At 43.4% G+C, this 17723-nt stretch carries 16 protein-coding genes; 7 read left to right on the plus strand and 9 right to left on the minus strand.

The window, feature by feature from the left end:
- Positions 1–101: 101 nt before the first annotated feature.
- A complete protein-coding gene (locus H6F41_RS16965; protein ID WP_190404653.1) occupies positions 102–1343 on the plus strand; it encodes a type II secretion system protein GspD in 1242 nt (413 codons plus the stop codon).
- Positions 1344–1439: 96 nt separating this feature from the next.
- Here the strand turns inward: H6F41_RS16965 and H6F41_RS16970 are convergent, their stop codons facing one another.
- Positions 1440–2969, minus strand: coding sequence for a leucyl aminopeptidase (locus tag H6F41_RS16970; RefSeq protein ID WP_190404654.1), 1530 nt, complete (start codon positions 2967–2969; stop codon positions 1440–1442).
- Positions 2970–3239: 270 nt separating this feature from the next.
- On the opposite strand from H6F41_RS16970, the gene H6F41_RS16975 reads away from it, so the two are divergent.
- Both H6F41_RS16975 and H6F41_RS16980 read left to right on the plus strand, forming a co-directional pair.
- On the plus strand, positions 3240–4880 hold the full coding sequence (locus H6F41_RS16975; RefSeq protein WP_190404655.1) for a TolC family protein: 1641 nt from the start codon (positions 3240–3242) through the stop codon (positions 4878–4880).
- Between the two features lie 5 nt (positions 4881–4885).
- Positions 4886–5281, plus strand: coding sequence for a hypothetical protein (locus H6F41_RS16980; protein ID WP_190404656.1), 396 nt, complete (start codon positions 4886–4888; stop codon positions 5279–5281).
- A gap of 45 nt (positions 5282–5326) precedes the next feature.
- Here H6F41_RS16980 and H6F41_RS16985 read toward each other — a convergent pair whose 3' ends face one another.
- The 3 genes from H6F41_RS16985 to H6F41_RS16995 form a co-directional block, all read right to left on the minus strand.
- Positions 5327–5974 (minus strand): CHRD domain-containing protein, encoded by a 648-nt coding sequence (locus H6F41_RS16985; RefSeq protein ID WP_190404657.1) that lies wholly within the window; start codon positions 5972–5974, stop codon positions 5327–5329.
- A gap of 197 nt (positions 5975–6171) precedes the next feature.
- Positions 6172–7020 (minus strand): energy-coupling factor transporter transmembrane component T family protein, encoded by an 849-nt coding sequence (locus H6F41_RS16990; RefSeq protein WP_190404658.1) that lies wholly within the window; start codon positions 7018–7020, stop codon positions 6172–6174.
- 96 nt (positions 7021–7116) lie between these two features.
- Positions 7117–8841, minus strand: a complete 1725-nt coding sequence (locus tag H6F41_RS16995; RefSeq protein ID WP_190404659.1) for an ABC transporter ATP-binding protein — start codon at positions 8839–8841, stop codon at positions 7117–7119.
- Positions 8842–8901: 60 nt separating this feature from the next.
- On the opposite strand from H6F41_RS16995, the gene H6F41_RS17000 reads away from it, so the two are divergent.
- Positions 8902–9942: an Rpn family recombination-promoting nuclease/putative transposase gene (locus tag H6F41_RS17000; RefSeq protein ID WP_190404660.1), complete on the plus strand. Its 1041-nt coding sequence runs from the start codon at positions 8902–8904 to the stop codon at positions 9940–9942.
- Between the two features lie 174 nt (positions 9943–10116).
- Positions 10117–11100 carry an FkbM family methyltransferase gene (locus tag H6F41_RS17005; RefSeq protein WP_190404661.1) on the plus strand — a complete coding sequence of 328 codons (984 nt, stop codon included), beginning with the start codon at positions 10117–10119 and terminating at the stop codon, positions 11098–11100.
- Here the strand turns inward: H6F41_RS17005 and H6F41_RS17010 are convergent.
- Positions 11097–12914 carry an ABC transporter ATP-binding protein gene (locus H6F41_RS17010; protein ID WP_190404662.1) on the minus strand — a complete coding sequence of 606 codons (1818 nt, stop codon included), beginning with the start codon at positions 12912–12914 and terminating at the stop codon, positions 11097–11099. The two genes, H6F41_RS17005 and H6F41_RS17010, sit on opposite strands and share 4 nt — an antisense overlap.
- Before the next feature lie 284 nt (positions 12915–13198).
- On the opposite strand from H6F41_RS17010, the gene argS reads away from it, so the two are divergent.
- Together argS and H6F41_RS17020 are read left to right on the plus strand one after the other, a co-directional pair.
- Positions 13199–14956 (plus strand): arginine--tRNA ligase, encoded by a 1758-nt coding sequence (gene argS, locus H6F41_RS17015; RefSeq protein ID WP_190404663.1) that lies wholly within the window; start codon positions 13199–13201, stop codon positions 14954–14956.
- Between the two features lie 51 nt (positions 14957–15007).
- Entirely contained in the window at positions 15008–15223 is a 216-nt protein-coding gene (locus tag H6F41_RS17020) for a DUF6737 family protein (RefSeq protein WP_190404664.1), read from the plus strand.
- Between the two features lie 77 nt (positions 15224–15300).
- On the opposite strand, the gene H6F41_RS17025 is transcribed toward H6F41_RS17020, so the two are convergent.
- The 4 genes from H6F41_RS17025 to H6F41_RS17040 form a co-directional block, all read right to left on the minus strand.
- Positions 15301–16032, minus strand: coding sequence for an NUDIX hydrolase (locus H6F41_RS17025; protein WP_190404665.1), 732 nt, complete (start codon positions 16030–16032; stop codon positions 15301–15303).
- Positions 16008–16595, minus strand: coding sequence for a nicotinate-nucleotide adenylyltransferase (locus tag H6F41_RS17030; RefSeq protein ID WP_190404666.1), 588 nt, complete (start codon positions 16593–16595; stop codon positions 16008–16010). The genes H6F41_RS17025 and H6F41_RS17030 overlap by 25 nt, the downstream gene beginning before the upstream one ends.
- Positions 16596–16602: 7 nt before the next feature.
- A complete protein-coding gene (locus H6F41_RS17035; RefSeq protein ID WP_190404667.1) occupies positions 16603–17043 on the minus strand; it encodes a DUF29 domain-containing protein in 441 nt (146 codons plus the stop codon).
- Positions 17044–17277: 234 nt separating this feature from the next.
- Positions 17278–17723 (minus strand): IS630 family transposase (locus H6F41_RS17040; RefSeq protein WP_190404668.1); only part of this gene is annotated, 446 nt, incomplete at its 5' end.

The raw sequence follows: 17723 nt of genomic DNA on the forward strand, positions 1-17723 counted from the left end.
AGTTAGATAGCATCATTAACAATATTTTTTAATTTGTCGTTTCTAGTTTACTAAATTAGAAGCGATTTTTTCTAGTTATTTCTTATCGTTCAACACTTCTGGTGTTTAATAATGTTTTGAGAATTTCTGGTTTAGAAGCAAATCGCATAGGTAACACAGTTTTTGTGGCGACTAAACTTCCCGTCACGCTCAAAAACCTGATCACTAAAAGCTATCGACTTAACCAAATCTCTGTAGGTGAAGCATCTTCTTACTTGATTGGTTTAGGAGCTTCTCGTGTAGTCAATCGCCAAAGAGCAATTCCAGGGGTACAGACTGCTCAGATTGGCACTGCTTCTCAAACAATTGTTAACGTAACTACTGAATCCACGCCCACTCTTGAGACAATTGCAATTACTCCAGAATCTGGTGCAACTCCATTACTCAAAGGCTTACAGGTTATTGCTGAAGAGCGTTCTAACTCGGTAACTTTGGTTGGCTCCCCAAGACAAATAGAGTATGCTGAAGCTCAACTTGCAAGATTAGACCTGCGTAAACGACAGGTGAATATTAATGTGCGTGTTATTGAGGTTAGTCTTAGTAACGGTCAGACTGTCTCTGGAGGACTTTCTTTAACAGGTGGAAATCCATCTATTTTAAATACTGGGAATCAAGCAATAGGTATTCGTCTTGAGAGTGGTCAACCTCTGGCATTACCAACTAATCTAATTGCAACACTTTCGGCGGCAATTACAAATGGTACAGGGAAGGTATTGACAGATCCTAACTTGACCGTTCAAGAGGGAGAGACTGCAACTGTTGCCCTGACACAAGAAGTACCTGGTGGTTTTACAACAAAAACCAGTAGCACTGCAACCAGCACCACAACTGCTAGTAGTAGTACGACCACCGTTGAACCTATTACAAAAAAAGCTGGACTAACATTAAATGTTCAAATAGACCGAATTGACGACAACGGCTTTGTTAACTTATCTATTTCTCCTACCGTGTCTGCAATTTCAGGGCAGATTACCAACCCTGATGATAGTGTCACAGTCTTCTTAGCAGAAAGAACTCTTAACTCTGGGAAAATTCGCTTGCGTGACGGTCAAACCTTTATCTTGTCTGGAGTAATTCAAGATAGCGATAGGGAGTCTACAACCAAAGTACCTATTTTGGGTGACTTACCTATCATTGGTGCTTTGTTCCGAAGATCTGAGACAACCAATATTCGCAGTGAAGTTGTTGTCATTGTGACTCCACGCATCATTGATGATAGCCAAGATGCAACTTGGGGATATACCTATCAAGCTGGGCCAGAAACCTCAAAAGTTCTAGACAGTAACCAAATCAAACCTCAATAGGTTTAACTAACTTTCTACTCCCTCAATTACACTCCATTAAAAAGCCTTGGTAATTTTACCAAGGCTTTTTTTTGAGCTTATGAGCGCTAAGAAGAATTAACCTGTGATTAAATTCACCAAAGTTCTGACCGCAAAACCAGTACCGCCAGCATTGTTATAACCAGACTCGCGTTCAGTCCAGACTGGCCCCGCCACATCAAGGTGCGCCCAGGCCTTAGTGTTTTCCACAAACTGCTTGAGGAATAAAGCACCCGTAATTGCACCACCAGCACGTGAACCAGTATTTTTAAAATCCGCCACCACTGACTTTAATTGATCAAAATATGGATCTTCGAGGGGCATCCGCCAGAACTTTTCGCCAGCATCTTTGGCAGCAGTTGCGATCGCAGTTGCCAAATCATCATCAATCGACCACATACCTGCAATATCTTCACCCAAAGCCACAACACAAGCACCCGTCAGCGTGGCAAGATCAACAATCGCATCAACACCCAACTTATCGGTATAAACAAGGGCATCGGCAAGGGTGAGACGACCTTCGGCATCAGTATTATTCACCTCAATCGTTTTACCATTGGATGCAGTGAGGATATCCCCCGGCCGCATGGCACTACCGTTGACCATATTTTCGCAAGTAGCAATGATGAAATGCACCTCAATATCAGAGGGTTCTAGTTTAGCGATCGCCTTAGCCGCACCAAGGGCTGCCGCCGCACCACCCATATCCGTTTTCATTAACTCAATGCTGCTACCAACACCCGTTTTGAGATTTAAGCCACCAGAGTCAAAGGTCAAACCCTTACCGACGATCGCTAATTTGCGCTTGGGTGTGCCATTGCTATAGGTGAGGTGAATAAACTTAGGCGGAATATCCGAAGCCCTTGCCACACTGAGAAATGCACCCATATTCAGAGCTTCACAATCAGCTTGTTCGAGAATTTTTGCCGTGAAGTATGTTGACTCAGTTGCGATCTCAACGGCAGTCTCGGCTAGCGTCACTGGTGTAACGATATTGGCAGGAGCTGATACTAATTCCCGAGCCAACACCACACCATCGATAATCTGTTGTGCTTTTGCGATCGCAGGATTGGCAATTTCAGGATCAGTTTCTAAGATTTCTACCTGCTCTAGTAATGAAGGCTGAGGATCTTTAGACTTAAAGCGCTTATCTTTATGGGCAGCCAATAGAATTCCCTCAGCGATTGCCTGAGAAGTCAGATTTACATCTTGGTTATAGTCAGGGAAAGATAAGGCAAGGTTTTTTACTTTCTCTTTACTCGCCCATTTCACGGCGGCGGCAGCAGCTTTGCGCCAATCGTCCAGAGTCGCTTTGGCAGGTTCCCCTAGCCCAATTAAAATTACTTTGCGAATGGCGTAGTCAATGCCCACTCGACCGCTAACCGATGCATTAACCTCAGCCTTAAACTCAGACTCCGTAATCAGATCGGTTAAAGTGCAGCCCAATACCTGAATATCCAAGTTTTTGAGGGATTCCGATAGCACAAAAGATTTTTCACTTTGCCCTTCTACTTGCCCATTACTGTTTTTAGGATTAGCAAAAACTGCGATCGCAATTGCATCACCATGCCATGTCTGCGGAGTCGCTACTGATGTGAGAATCTTCATTGTGATATTCGTAATATTCAATTTATTTAGTAATGTCGATATATTAGCGCTTGTTTTGACTTTAAATATACTGAGCATACTGAGCTAAATTAGGACAGGCTGCGGCATATTACATTTAATCGCAATATAGTAGACTACCCATAAATGGTCATAGATAATTTTTAGATCTACCCAATAGCATGATGATTGTAGTATCAGCACTATCAGAATATGCTTTAGTTAAGATATATTGACTTGCTGTGTAAATGTGAGGAGTGACGGACTAAGATTATGCGAATTTCTTCCAGTTGGTTGACGCTTGGTGCGAGTTTATCGCTTCTGATTCCAGCTTGGACAGCCAATGCTCAAGAATTTACGATCGCTTTACGCCCTCTTACTAACATCGTTTTAGAACCTGACACAAATACTCAGGTCGCGAGTGCAGAGATTCTATTGCCAAAAGAATCCGCTGGAGATCCACCGCAGCAGGTAGAAATAGAAATTACCAAGTCAACAGAGACATCATTAGAAACACAGTCAGTTGACAGTTCTCAGAATTCACCGATCCCCCAAAAAATTAGTTCCTCCACTGAGCCTGCAAGAGTGCTTCCTAGCTCAGGAGTGAGCAATTCTGGACAGCTTGATCCTGTGCAGCCCCTAGTTGTCCCCACTACGCCTAGTCAAGTTAAGCTAGATGCCACCAAACCAGTCACCCTTGCCGAAATTCTGGAATTGGTCGAGCGTACCAACTCGGACTGGATTCAAGCAAGAATTAGTATCGATCGCGCCCGTGCTGCCCTAAGAGAAGCTGAAGCAGGGAGAGCGCCCACAGTCACAGGTTCAGTGCAGTATAGCTACAGTGACTCTGCTCAAGCGAGACTTAGTAGTATTAACAATAATGTGCCTGTAAGTAACACCACCAGCAACCCGCTCACAGGCACATTGGGCATCAATTACAATGTCTTCGATTCTGGCGTGAATGATGCCACCATTCGCGTTGCCGAAAACAACTTACGCATCGCTGAGTCAGAACTCAATAGGGCTAGACAAGCCATTCGATTGAGTATTGTTACAGCCTACTACAATTTACAGAATGCCGATGAAACGATTCGGATTCAACTCAAAGCTGTCGAAAATGCCGAAAAGAGTTTAAAGGATACTCAGGCGAGAGAAAGAGCGGGAGTTGGGACTAAGTTTGATGTGTTGCAATCTGATGTCCAACTGGCTAATGCCAAACAGGATTTACTCAATGCCGAAGCCGCCCAACTGGTAGCAAGACGTGAATTATCTAGGCAACTTAACTTCCCAACTACGGTCGAAATTACGGCAGCGGATAAAGTTGCACCCGTCGAAGAATGGAAGTTGTCTATAGAAGAGTCGATTGTATTAGCAGTGCGAAATCGTGCTGAACTAGATATTCGTAAGTTAGAACGCGAAGTGTCTCGCGATCGGGCTAGTACATCGTTAGCCAGATTGGGACCTCAAGTGAGTGTATTTGCCAATTTCAACACAGCCTCTGACTTTGTGCGTGGTGGCGGTATTGGTACTGGCTATCAAGTTGGGGCAAGGTTAGATTGGCAACTATACGATGGAGGCAGAGCTGCTGCACAGGTTGATCAATTTAAAGCCGATCAAGCTATTGCAGAAACTCGTTTTGAGCAAGCTGCACGCCAAGCCCGCTTTGATGTAGAAGAGTCTTACATCAATCAGCGATCGCGTTTTCAACAAATTGAAACGGCAACAGTTGCCGTGAAACAGGCGGAAGAAGCTCTACGGCTAGCGCGTTTGCGTCTTGATGCGGGTGTTGGCACACAGCTTGAGGTGATCACTGCGGAATCCGATCTAACCCGTGCCGATGTTAATCGGGTACAAGCGATTATTGGGTACAACCAGTCACGCGCTAATCTCGAGCGTGCTGTGAGTGGATTGTAATCAAAATGAAATGGTGGAAATCGTTAATTCGATATCTTTGCCATCTTAAGTTAGGCAAGGCTATTCTCTGGTGCTATTTAATTTGGTACTTAGTAATAGTTACGCTCTATTTTGATAATTCGCCGAAGATATGGATTAATGCGATCGGCATCAGTGCAGTAATCGGGACAGGATTAGTCTTGAGCGTCAGTTCTGGAAAATCTCAAGCCCCAGATTATTGGCAAATATTTAGACTATATCTCATGCCTTTTTGTGTTTCTAGTTTTTCTAGTTTAATCAAAGACAAAGGATTTTTCGTATTTGTGTCGCCTAAAATTGAAGAATCAATTACAGCTTTATGTTTTTGTCTCCTGTTTTTAACGATTACATGGTTGGTTAAATTCACGCATAAAAAAAGATGATTGAAAGAACGGCAAAGCCGCTCTTTCAATCATCTTTTTGGTGTTTTATTGCTGAGCTTTCAAGACACCCCGTAGTTCACCAGCCCGAAAACCTTTAGTATGGATGTCAACGTATAGTGAGCCACTATTAAGAGCTTGGAGTTGTTCGTCATTTAGAGTATATTCACCCTTGACATTACCGCTTAAGCCGTCTGGATTGATTGCTACTTGCAAAGCATACTGAAAGGGACCATTTTGAGTTGGCATACCACGGTGAATATGCACACCCGATGTAATATTCGGATTAGGAGGATCGAGAGGATCGGTAGCGTAGTCACGTAACGGAGCGCTCAAATCACGGAAACCGCCACGGACAATGAGACGATTGCCACTCAAAGCTGCACCAACTACACCTGCCGCTTTGGTGTCAACGGACTTAGGGTAAATTTCATCTCCCGACAAAATGGCGGCAAATCTATTAAAGGTAATCGCTTGACTTAACAAAGTGCGGTTTTCGGCAATTAGTTCTGCTTCCGCCATTTTCTGATAATTAATCAGGCTAACTTGATTTTCCCCCAAAACTGGCCCGATAGAATTAGGATTAGCATTAATTGCCTGAGAAGGCGTAGCGGTACTAATAGCAAAAAAGGCAGTGACAAAACTCAAAAACAAGCCAAATAAAAGCTTTCTGGATTTCCCCACAAACTCGATCATAAATTCTCCTTACAAGTTAAATTTTAGTTTTCTATAGCCCAAGACTGCCTCATGCAGTCTGATTTTTAATGCTGTAAACCTTAAAATTTGCCTGACTATGCAAACACATATCTAAATATATGTGTTTGCATTATAGGGAAAATAATAGATCAGTGAATTAGTCCTAAAGATAGAGATGTTGGAGCAATTGCTATGATTTAGGAATAAATTAACCATCCAAATTTACCAATGCCAAATATGAAGTAGATTGCGATCGCAATTACAAAAAGAATACTAGAACCAATCATTAAAAGATAATCGACGCTTTTTAATGCTGATTCATGGAGATAAGTGCGTTGCGAACTTCCTGAGAATCCCTTTGATTGCAGCACTATTTCTAGTTTCTGGGACTTTGATAGAGAATTTAAAATTAAGGGAATCGCAACCTTGGCGTACACCTGTCCTTTTTTAAAAAATCCCATTCTCTCGAAATCTAGCCCACGGAGCCGCTGAGATTCAATGATTGATTGCACTTCCTCTAATAACATGGGTACGAATCTCAAGGTTGAGGAAAAGATAAATACGGCTTTGTAGGGAATTTTGGCACGTACCATACCCACGGTCATTTGATTGACATCGGTAGTGAAAATCGCTAGGGGAATGACAAGGATCATGGTTAGAGTTTTGAAGACAATATTTAATCCATAAAGAGTTCCCTCTAGACTCATTTTTGCCCCCCCAATGAGCCACCATGTCTGCGGCAGATTGAATAACGCGGTTAGTTCTGCTTTGCTAGTCAATAATTTGACCTGCTCCACATTAAAAAAGCCCATGCTGACAATTAGGAAAATATAAAAAGGAATCATCACCTTCAAAATTGTTCCTAAGTAGTTGAGCCTGACTCCAGCAATGACACAAGAGCCAATCACACTGAGCATCAACAATCCTCCAGTGATAGGGCTTTCCCAAAGAAAGGCAAGAACTGTCACAGTTAGCATCACCACTAATTTGGAACGAAAATCTAAGCGCGTGAATAGAGAGTCATATTTAACGGTTTGGAGTTTCATATTCTAGATTCCTAAGTTAAGTAGTTCATAATAAAAAAAAGAACCAGAGCTTGTGCTGCCCGCATAGCAAACGGCACAAGCTTCTAGGTTTTAGGTTTAATCACTTGTCAATGGAGTAAAACAATTAGCCAGTTCTGTGGGTGTAATCAGTGGATAATTGCGATCACAAATTTTACTAAGCTGTTGAGACAACAATACCGATTGTGTGGGTGTTAGGTAAGTAGACTCTAGTAGATCAGTTTGATGATAGGCTTGGCGCAAGGGAGCATCTAACAAAATCGTACCTTTGCCCATCACAACTGTGCGATCGGCATATTCGGGCATGAGATACAGATGATGCGTAATCACAATTACGGTTTTTCCCATTTGGTGTAAGCGCCGACTGACTTCTAAAATCGAAGATGCACCCTGATAGTCTTGTCCTGTGGTGGGTTCATCAAAAATGATGACATCTGGATTCATCGCCAATAGTGCCGCAATCACGATCCGTCCACGTTCCCCTTTGGGCAAAGACAAAGGATGAGACTGGCGTTGTTCCCATAAATTCATGGCTTTGAGACTGCGCTCGGTTTCCTGTTTGACGATATCGGGCGCGTAACCAAGAAAGGGTAAAGCAAAGCTGACTTCTTTTTCAACAGAAGTATTAAAAATTTGATTGTCGGGGTTTTGCGCGAGATAGCCGATTGATTGAGCAAGATCGCTGATGGATAACGAAGTCGTATCGCGTCCACGGACTAGCACTTTCCCTGATGTAGGTTTGAGTAAATTAAGAAAATGTTTGACGAAGGTACTTTTGCCTGCACCATTTTGTCCCACAATCAAGACATATTCGCCTTCATGGATATCTAGGGAGATATTTTTGAGCGCTTCTGTACCATCATCATAGGTATGGGCAAGATTTTGCACTGAGAGAATAGGTGCTTGATTATGGCGAAGGGGATTAGAAAATGTGGGCGGTGGGGACAATTCAATTTGCGATCGCAATTCATTTAAAACAACAATTCCCGCATCTAAAGTAACAGGAATCTTAGAAATATTAATTCCCTGATGCTGAATTTGGCTAAAGACTTGGGCGACTTCGGGAGGGCGTAATTTATTTAGTTGCAATAAATCAACCCTTGCATAGATTTGCTCAGGCGTACCGACAGCTAGCAACTTGCCTTCTGAGAGTAAAGCAATGCGATCGCAAAATTCTGCCATTTCTTCAGCAGCATGGGATACCATCACAATGGCAACCCCAAGTTCCTCTTTCAATTGTCGGACTGTCGCAAATACTTCTTGAGAACCAATGGGATCGAGTTGAGAAGTTGGTTCATCCAGAATTAGTAAATCGGGTTGCAGCGCAAGAGCCGCCGCGATCGCCAAGCGTTGCTTTTGTCCACCAGAGAGTTCTTGCGGATTCTTTTTCTCAAAACCTTCGAGGCGCACCGCTTTTAAAACTATGGGAATCCGCCTCAAAATTTCCTCACGGGGAACGCAAAGATTTTCTAGAGCAAACGCAATTTCATTTTCTACCGATGTTGCAGTGATTTGCACTTCAGGATCTTCAAAAACAATCCCCACATGACGCGCTAATTCACTGACGGGATGCTCAAGACTATCTAAATTTGCGATCGTAATTGCACCAAAAAAGCGTCCACCATAAAATTGAGGCACAATCCCCGTTAGCGCCAAACATAATGTCGTTTTACCTGCCCCTGTTGCGCCAATGATGCCTAGAAACTCGCCTTTATGAATCGTTAAAGATATATCCTTTAACACAGTCTCTTTTGAGTTGGGATAGATATACGAAACTTTGTCTAAGACTGCGATCGCTGTCATGAATGTTTTATTACAGGGTTATTGATATATTTGTGATGGTATGCGATCTCGGTAAAAGCGATGATATTCATTAATCCGAAAATAGATTTTGCGTTTAAAAAAATCTTTGGCTCCGAAGACAGCAAGGACATCTTAATCAGCTTTTTGAATGCGCTTATTTATGATGCCCAGCCAGTTATTCAAGACCTCGAAATCCTCAATCCTTATCTAGCACCCAAGATTCGTGGTGTTAAAGATACCTATCTCGATATTAAGGCAAAAATTAAAGACGATCAAACTGATGATCGCACGGTCATTATCGAAATGCAGGTTTTGAACGTGGAAGGTTTTGAAAAACGAATTTTATATAACGCCGCTAAATCCTACTCCACACAACTAACCACTGGGCAAAGCTATAACTTACTTAATCCCGTAATAGCTCTAACCATTACCGATTTTGTGATGTTTCCTGATCTCCATAAGATCACCTCAAAATTTGTGCTCAAGGAAAAAGATTTTCTGATTGACTATCCTATTTATGACATTGAATTAATTTTTGTAGAACTGCCAAAATTTCAAAAACAACTCACAGAGCTAGAATCCATCGTCGATAAATGGTTATATTTCTTAAATAGAGCGAGAAGTCTAACTAAAGTGCCTGAGACCATGGAAGCAATCCCTGAAATTAAAAAGGCTTTTTATATCGCCAATCAAGCCAATCTCACCCTTGATGAATTAGAAGATCAAGAAAAGAGTGAAATTTTCATTCAAGATCAAAAAGGCGCAGTGACCAAGGCTATCCAGCAAGGGCTGGAGCAGGGTTTACAGCAAGGGCTGGAGCAGGGTTTACAGCAAGGTTTGCAAAAAGGTTTGCAAAAAGGGCTAGAGCAAGGTTTACAACAAGGGCTGGAGCAAGGGCTAGAGCAAGGGCTAGAGCAAGGGCTAGAGCAAGGGCTAGAGCAAGGGCTAGAGCAAGGGCTAGAGCAAGGGCTGGAGCAAGGACGGCAACAGCAAGCCTATGAAATTGCGAAAAAGATGCTCGACAATCTTGATGATCAAGCAATTGCTCAGATCACAGGGATATCTGTCGGTGAGGTAGCAGCGCTGAGAAGTCAGAATTAATCACGCAATTTGTATAGCAGCTATTAGGTACCCCCCCAAAGAGAGTGGCGGCGCGAAGCGCAGTCACTCTCTTTGGGGGTTTGTTTTTGCCATAACATCAAATTTTCGACAACTCGCCACTACGATTTGACGTAAACTCATGATCGGTTTGTCTACGGAATTAATTAAATTTTTATGATCAAAAGTCCTACAGCCACAACAGATCAGCAGCTCGCTCGACCTGATGATTGGCTCTATGATCGCGCAGTTCTATCATGGATTCTTGATCCTAGTCTCCGTAGACAATTACCCTTTTTGTACCGTGTTTTTGGTTGGTACTCTAATTTATATTTTAAATTCACAGGCTATCAATATCTGGCGGGTGGTAGACAGCTATTTCGCTTTTTATCGACAACTTTCCAAAAACTCTCACCTGAGCAGTATCTAGAGCTTAACATTGCAGGATATCGTGTATTTCTCAATCCCATTGATATGCGCCTGTTTCAAGTTGTTAACGAGATTGCTAGCCCCAATGCTGACACCAAAATCCTCACGCAGCTATTGTCTGAGGGGGATACATTTCTGGATGTGGGGGCAAACCATGGCAGTTTTGCGATCGTGGCAAGTAAGTTGGTGGGGGTGAATGGCTTTGTGCTTGCGGTGGAGCCACAACCACGGCTCGCCAAAGCAGTCGAAAAATCATTAACCGCTAATGCGGTGGGCAAGTTCCAGATTTATAATCTGGCGGTGGGCAATACTGATGGCGAGATCGAACTATTAGTACCGATTGGGACATCTGGCTCGGCGGGCATTTTCCCAGAGCATTCCGCAATTGATCGGCATCAGGTAATTAAGGTTCCACTACGACGTTTTGATGATTTGGTGGATTGGCAAAAGTTTACGGGTAAGGTTGTCCTGAAACTGGATGTCGAAGGCAGTGAATGTGCATTTTTGTTAGGAGCAAGGCAGATGATTCGGGCATTAAAGCCCAAATTAATCATCGAGGTGCATCCTAATAGTCTCAAGGCGGCAGGGGCAACGGGTGCTGAACTCAAGCAATTATTGCAGTCTCTCGGCTATACGCACTATATAGAACTTGATAGCGAAGATAAACGCACTTTTTGTTTGGAGGATTTAAACACTAATCTCCAGAGAAATGTGTTGATGTCGATGGCTTAAATTAACTCACCTGTTTCTTGCAAAGAATGGAGACGGTGATAGATGCCCCCTTGGGCGAGTAGCTGCTGATGTGAGCCGATTTCGACAATCTTTCCTTGATCGAGTACCACAATTTTATCGGCTTCACGTACCGTGCTGAGACGGTGGGCGATGACGATGGTGGTACGAGTTCCCTGAATACGGCGCATGGCAAGTTGAATGGAGCGCTCTGATTCGTAATCTAGGCTAGAGGTTGCTTCATCAAAGATGAGGATGTCAGGATTGACCAGTAACGCCCTTGCGATGCCCAAACGCTGACGTTGCCCGCCCGATAGCCTGACACCACGTTCGCCCACAGTGGTATTGTAGCCCCTTGGGAGCAGATGCAAAAACTCATCAACGCTGGCGATGGCACAGGCTTCTTGGACTTGAGCATAGGTGGCTTTGGGGTTGCCATAGGTTAAGTTGTCCATGAGCGTACCGTTGAAGATATCGACCTCTTGATGCACGATTGCTAGGCGTTTACGATAGCCTGTGATGTCCAGTTCACGGATATCAGTGCCATCAATCAAAATGCCGCCCGATGCTGGGTCAAAGTAGCGAAAGAGTAGCTTGACGAGGGTAGATTTTCCAGAGCCAGAGCGCCCAACGAGGGCAACGGTTTCGTAGGGTTCAATCGTGAATTGGATTTTGTCTAGGACGGGGCGATCGCGATCGTAGCCAAAGATCAGATTGCGGAATTCCACTTTGCCGTCAAAGTGATATTGCGGATAGGGGGTGTCTGGATGTAAGGAGATGGCGGCATCTTGACCATTATCTTGCTTCATGAATTCATGGAAGCGCAACATGGAAGAATAGCGACGGGCAAATACTTCTGACAGCAAGCAAATTGGTCTGATTTCGGAATATGCCATGCTTGCCAAGGTGGAAATGGTGATGAAATGACCGATTGACATTCGACCGTCAAAGGTGACAAATAGGGCTGCCCCAAAGACAACAAATTGACAGGCTTCTAGCACGGTATCGCGTACCATGCCTAGTTTTACATAGCCGATATGGATGTCCCACAGTGATACTTTGGCTTCACGCACAAGACGATCGCTCTGGCGTTTATACTCTTTGGCTTCATTGGCAAAGGCTTTGACGGTTTTGATATTAGTAATGATTTCTGAAGTCCGACTTTCGGTATTTTCCTGATAGACATCAAGGGTTTCTTCGATTTTGGTGAGTTCCTTCAGCTTATGTAGACTGCCCCATAGCACCAGAATAAATGACACTAGAAAGAAGACAGAAATCCACCATGCGATCGCAAAAATAATTACAAAAATGCCGATGATCCGCACTAACTTAGGAATTAACTGCCCCGCAATTTCGGGGTATGACCACATGTGATTGGCTAATCCCCTTGCGACGCGCCCTGCGATGCGGCCGGGATTATTCTCATCGTAGAAGTCGATGGGTAGAGTTAAGATTTTGGCGATCGCTTTTTGGGTTTGGTCACGCCTTGTTTCGAGGGCAATTTTCCAATGGAAGTTATTGGCGGCTAATACCTGTAATGGCGCACGCACGACGGTGACGACAAAGATTAAGCTCAGGAGTACAACTAGAGAACTGGTCGGATTAACTGTTTGCCCAACTAGAGACAATAGCTCTGTGACGATGCCATTAACTTCGCGATCTAGCGCTCGTCCTGAGATTACATTCAGGATTTGCCCAACCGCATAGGGAACGATCAAGTCCACAATTTCAAATAAACTCGACCCCGTAATACTCCAAATTGCAGTTTGACGATAGCGTTTAAAGTATCGTGCAATGTCCCAAAAATTTGCTGTCATAATTCGTCATTCGTCAAAAACTTCGTTGAAAATTTCACTGCGATCGCAAATTCACTATTTGCCTATAAGACTTGCAAACACAAGCTTAGATTTGATTTTTAATCAGGCTCTCCCCTAGTCTAGCCATTTTTATTAGCTATCGTCATTAAATCAAAACCCCAGAAGACGAATGGCGACGCTTCGCGTCGCCATTCGTCTTCTAGTTTTGTGTCCTAACAAGCATGACTATAGAGTTGTAAAAAACGTTATATTGATCAACCTAGGCTAAAAGCGACAATTAACCCATGACTACTTCTGTTCTATCCGATTTAAAAATTCGCTTCTCTAAGGCGATCGCCGATGCTTTTGGCGAAGAATATATAAATCACGATCCTGCGGTTGCACCTTCTAAGGATGCGAAATTTGGTGATTATCAATGTAATGCGGCGTTAGGCTTGACTAAAAAACTCAAACAAAAACCTCAAGATGTCGCGGCTAAGATAATTGAGAGTTTACTAGTTGATGCTTCCATCAATGACATATTTGAGACTCCGACAATTGCAGGCGCAGGATTTATTAACTTAAAACTAAAGCTGGGTTATTTGGAAACCCAATTAGCAAAAATGCAAAAAAGTGATCGTCTTGCGATCGCAAAAGTTGATCAGCCTGAGCGCGTCATCGTTGATTTTTCTAGTCCAAATATTGCCAAAGAAATGCATGTTGGACATTTGCGATCAACGATTATTGGTGATAGCATTGCGCGAATTTTGGAATTTCAAGGACATGAAGTCTTGCGCCTAAACCATGTTGGCGATTGGGGAACCCAGTTTGGCATGTTGATTACCTATCTGCGCGAAGTCTATCCCGATGCCTTAACTAAAGCTGATGCAATTGCGATCGGTGACTTGGTAGAACTTTACCGTGCGGCAAAAAAACGCTTTGATGAAAATGAAGCCTTTAAGGAAACTTCTCGTAATGCCGTAGTGGAACTACAAGCGGGAGGTGCGGAAGCAAAACTAGCATGGCAATTGCTTTGTGAACAGTCGCGCCGTGAATTTCAAAAGATTTATGACGCACTCAATATTCAATTAGAAGAACGGGGCGAATCTTTTTATAATCAGTTCTTGTCAGATATAATCACCGACTTACGCGAAACAGGCTTATTGCAAGAAGATCAAGGCGCATTATGCGTGTTTCTAGAAGGCTTCACCAATAAAGATGGTCAACCTTTGCCGCTAATTGTCCAGAAATCCGATGGTGGCTATAACTATGCGACTACTGACCTCGCGGCTCTGCGTTATCGCATTCGTGAAGACAAAGCCACCCGCATCATTTACGTGACCGATATTGGTCAATCGGGACATTTTGCCCAAGTCTTCCAAGTCGCTAAACGTGCCAATTGGATTCCTGAAAACGTACAGACTACCCACGTTCCCTTTGGCTTGGTGATGGGTGACGATGGCAAAAAATTTAAAACGCGATCAGGAGATACGATCGCCCTCAAGAGTCTGCTCGAAGAAGCAATTACTCGCGCCCGTGCGGATATTGAAACCCGTAATCCTGAAGCCTCGGAGGAGTTTAAGCAGGATGTCGCCGAAGCGGTCGGACTAGGTGCAGTAAAGTACGCTGACCTCTCGCAAAATCGTACCAGCAACTATATTTTTAGCTTTGATAAAATGCTAGCTTTGCAAGGCAATACAGCTCCCTATATGCTGTATGCCTATGTGCGGGTGCAAGGGATCGGGCGCAAAGGCGAGATTGATTTTGCCAGTTTAAATACTGATGCGGTCAAGCTCACCCAAGATCCTGAAATTATTTTGGCGAAGCATTTGCTGCAATTTGCCGAAGCGATCGATGCAGTTGCGGAAGAGTTATTCCCAAATCGTCTCTGTCAATATCTCTTTGAACTCAGTCAAAAATTCAATCAATTCTTCGAGCAATGCCCTGTATTGCAAGCGGAAGAATCAGAAAGAATTTCACGCTTGAGTCTCTGTGACATCACTGCTAAAACTCTCAAACTAGGATTAAATCTCCTCGGTATTCGCGTTTTAGAACGTATGTAAAATAAAGAGGTCTTGCTTTGCACAACCTCTTGCCAAATAGGAACTTAAAAAATGACTTTAGAACAACCTGATAGTGTTTGGAATCATAAGCCTTGGTGGTGTCAACCTTGGTCAATCATCTTGACAGGGATCTCCATTATTAGCGGCAGTTGGTTATTGTTTAAGATAGTTTGGTTGTCAGTTCTAGTTGCTGTTCCTATTTCTGCATGGATGGGATTTTTTGTGATTATCTTTCCTAAATTAGCAATTCAAGAGAAAAATGGATAAGTAGTTAACCCAGATTGTCATACCGCCCGCGTAGCGAGCGACATGACAATCTAGCTTTGGCTGATGGGCTAACTAATCTAGATAAATACCATGGGCTTATTCTTTAAGGGAGCAAAAGCCTCTGCGTCAAAGCGGTAGAGACTGGCAGGACGACCTGCTCCCTTTGAGGTTTTGATACCCGTATCGCTGAGAAATCCTAATTTGAGCAATCGAGTACGAAAGTTAGAATAGTCAGAGAAATTTTCACCAAGGACTGTTGTGTAAAGTTGATAAAGATCGCTAAGGGTAAAGGCTTCAGGCAAGACATCAAAGGCAACAGGACTATATTCAAGTTTGTTACGGAGTCGGCGATGTCCATATTCGAGAATACGATTGTGATCGAAGGCAAGTTCGGGAACTTGCTTCACGGGATACCATGCAATGCCACTGACTCCATCGGCAATGAGTTCGGCTTGAGAAAATGGAACTAGGGCAAAGTAACTAACGGATAGATAGCGCACAGCATAACTATCTGGAGCTTCGCGCGGATCGCGTCCAATGTCACCAAAAGTGAATAGTTGTTCGAGATAAAGATTTTTAGCGCGAATTTTTTCCGAAAGAATGCGATATGCGGATTCTTCAAGGGATTCGCCTTGACGCACAAGAGTTCCCGGTAAGCACCAGCGATCACGATAGGGTTCATGGTGGCGCATCACCAGTAGCACCAATAGACGATTCTGCTCAGTATCTACGGAAAAAATCACGTTATCGACACCGACCTTAAAATCTGCTAGGGGTTTGGGGGCTATGGAGCGGGACTTGTCTGCCATGCGTAAAGCGACTCTCGTTGGATATATGCTGCAACTGTGGGTATTATGACTGAACTGTTGCCATTGTTGCGATAGTCTGACGAAGAAACGTTAGGTATCGAGGTGGACTCAGGTGCGATCGCAATTTCAGTCCCCATACGCTCAAGGCGCTCAATATCAGCAGCAGCAATGCTTACACCTTGGCGGGGAACGACGAGCAGGTGTACTTGGCTAAGCAAATCTTGGGCGCGATACCATGTGGGCAATTGTGGGACGAGGTCGCCGCCGATAACGAGGGTAAAGTTTGCATCGGGCAGAATTTGTTTGGCTTGCTCAACGGTGTGAATCGTGCGCGGATGGCTAAGTTCGGGATGGATCGTAATTGTATGGGCAGGTGGTTCAATTGCGGCGATGGTTAGCTCCATCATTTTGAGGCGATCGCAAAGGCTTGCCTGATGGGTTTTAAAAGGGTTATCGGATACCCAAACCAATACGCGATCGTAATGATTATCAAGCCATTGCAAGATCTGTTGATGTCCAATACTAGGCGGATCGGCACTAGTCCCAAAGAGAGCGATGTTCATTTAAGTATTATGCAAGAAATTCTGGATCAAGAATTTGGGAGATTGTATAGGGGCATTCAGTTGGAAATGCTTGTAGAGATTTTTGTGTTTCTTTTGCCGCATCTCTCCGCGCTCGACGATAATATTTCTCTATCCATTCTGAGTCTTGAAGGAATCTTTGCAAACTGGGAGTATCTTCTAGACAGTCTTGAATTTTGTCACGGCAATTAGAAAGTGTGGTATTCCAACTTGGCGTTCTCTTCTCAGGTTGGTACTGACATTTAAGCAAGTGCATTACTAGCACCTGAAAATAGCTACTGAGTTCTTTTTGTTCGCTACGTCCCAATGCTTCTAATTCCTCGATCAAATTTTTTACATCCAATTCTGCCCAATGACCTTTCTGGAGGTACTCAGCCTGTTGCTGTGTCCATTTTAAGAAGTCTTGTTCATAAGTTGCTACTTTTTCCATAGTCTAGTTTGCTTGGTTGGCTATTTGGAAAGCTATATATGCATGTTAAAGCATTTTTTGAGGCGATCGTCTTTCTCAACGCTAAAAATCAGTGTTCTCAAATGCTAAGCATAGCTCTGCTGCCTCTTGAATTCGTTCCATGAGAATATCAAGGGATTTTGATTGGGTATGGCAGCCTCTCAAGTTTGGAATTGAGGCGACAAAATATCCGTCAGAGTCTTTTTCGATAAGTAGCTAAGCAAAATTAATTACATAAGTTGAACCAAAGTCTCGAAGAACTTTTTCAACATAAGAGACTAAACTTTCCCAAGATTCATATGCATTGAGTTCAATCCACTCATACTTCATGAAACGCCACAAAATTTCAATCAAGTTCAACTGGAGACTATAAGGGGGTAACTGGAAAATCTCAACTTGCTGGTTCTTCCACTGCTCTAATTTCTCTTGAATCATTTGACTGGTATGAATAGAGGCTTTATCCATAACAATCACTGTTGGCTTGGTAGATTGACGAGCAAAGTCATCGATACAAGCGAGAATGACTGCACTGGTGATACTGCGTTCAAAAACATAAGCAGATAAGTCATTGTTTCGATTCATCAAACCCACGACATTTAACCTCTTACTGCGTTGACTGGGTAAGCTTAAACCCGTCCCTTTCTCTTGCCAAGCATAGGGAA

Origin of the sequence: Pseudanabaena mucicola FACHB-723 (genome assembly GCF_014696385.1) — a bacterium.
In the GTDB taxonomy this organism is placed as follows: domain Bacteria; phylum Cyanobacteriota; class Cyanobacteriia; order Pseudanabaenales; family Pseudanabaenaceae; genus Pseudanabaena.

What these genes read in the sequence shown, in the direction of transcription:
- H6F41_RS16970 (WP_190404654.1), bottom strand. Translation starts at nt 2,969, where the DNA reads ATGAAGATTCTCACATCAGTAGCGACTCCGCAGACATGGCATGGTGAT.
- H6F41_RS16975 (WP_190404655.1), top strand. Translation starts at nt 3,240, where the DNA reads ATGCGAATTTCTTCCAGTTGGTTGACGCTTGGTGCGAGTTTATCGCTT.
- H6F41_RS16980 (WP_190404656.1), top strand. Translation starts at nt 4,886, where the DNA reads ATGAAATGGTGGAAATCGTTAATTCGATATCTTTGCCATCTTAAGTTA.
- H6F41_RS16985 (WP_190404657.1), bottom strand. Translation starts at nt 5,974, where the DNA reads ATGATCGAGTTTGTGGGGAAATCCAGAAAGCTTTTATTTGGCTTGTTT.
- H6F41_RS16990 (WP_190404658.1), bottom strand. Translation starts at nt 7,020, where the DNA reads ATGAAACTCCAAACCGTTAAATATGACTCTCTATTCACGCGCTTAGAT.
- H6F41_RS16995 (WP_190404659.1), bottom strand. Translation starts at nt 8,841, where the DNA reads ATGACAGCGATCGCAGTCTTAGACAAAGTTTCGTATATCTATCCCAAC.
- H6F41_RS17000 (WP_190404660.1), top strand. Translation starts at nt 8,902, where the DNA reads ATGATATTCATTAATCCGAAAATAGATTTTGCGTTTAAAAAAATCTTT.
- H6F41_RS17005 (WP_190404661.1), top strand. Translation starts at nt 10,117, where the DNA reads ATGATCAAAAGTCCTACAGCCACAACAGATCAGCAGCTCGCTCGACCT.
- H6F41_RS17010 (WP_190404662.1), bottom strand. Translation starts at nt 12,914, where the DNA reads ATGACAGCAAATTTTTGGGACATTGCACGATACTTTAAACGCTATCGT.
- argS (WP_190404663.1), top strand. Translation starts at nt 13,199, where the DNA reads ATGACTACTTCTGTTCTATCCGATTTAAAAATTCGCTTCTCTAAGGCG.
- H6F41_RS17020 (WP_190404664.1), top strand. Translation starts at nt 15,008, where the DNA reads ATGACTTTAGAACAACCTGATAGTGTTTGGAATCATAAGCCTTGGTGG.
- H6F41_RS17025 (WP_190404665.1), bottom strand. Translation starts at nt 16,032, where the DNA reads ATGGCAGACAAGTCCCGCTCCATAGCCCCCAAACCCCTAGCAGATTTT.
- H6F41_RS17030 (WP_190404666.1), bottom strand. Translation starts at nt 16,595, where the DNA reads ATGAACATCGCTCTCTTTGGGACTAGTGCCGATCCGCCTAGTATTGGA.
- H6F41_RS17035 (WP_190404667.1), bottom strand. Translation starts at nt 17,043, where the DNA reads ATGGAAAAAGTAGCAACTTATGAACAAGACTTCTTAAAATGGACACAG.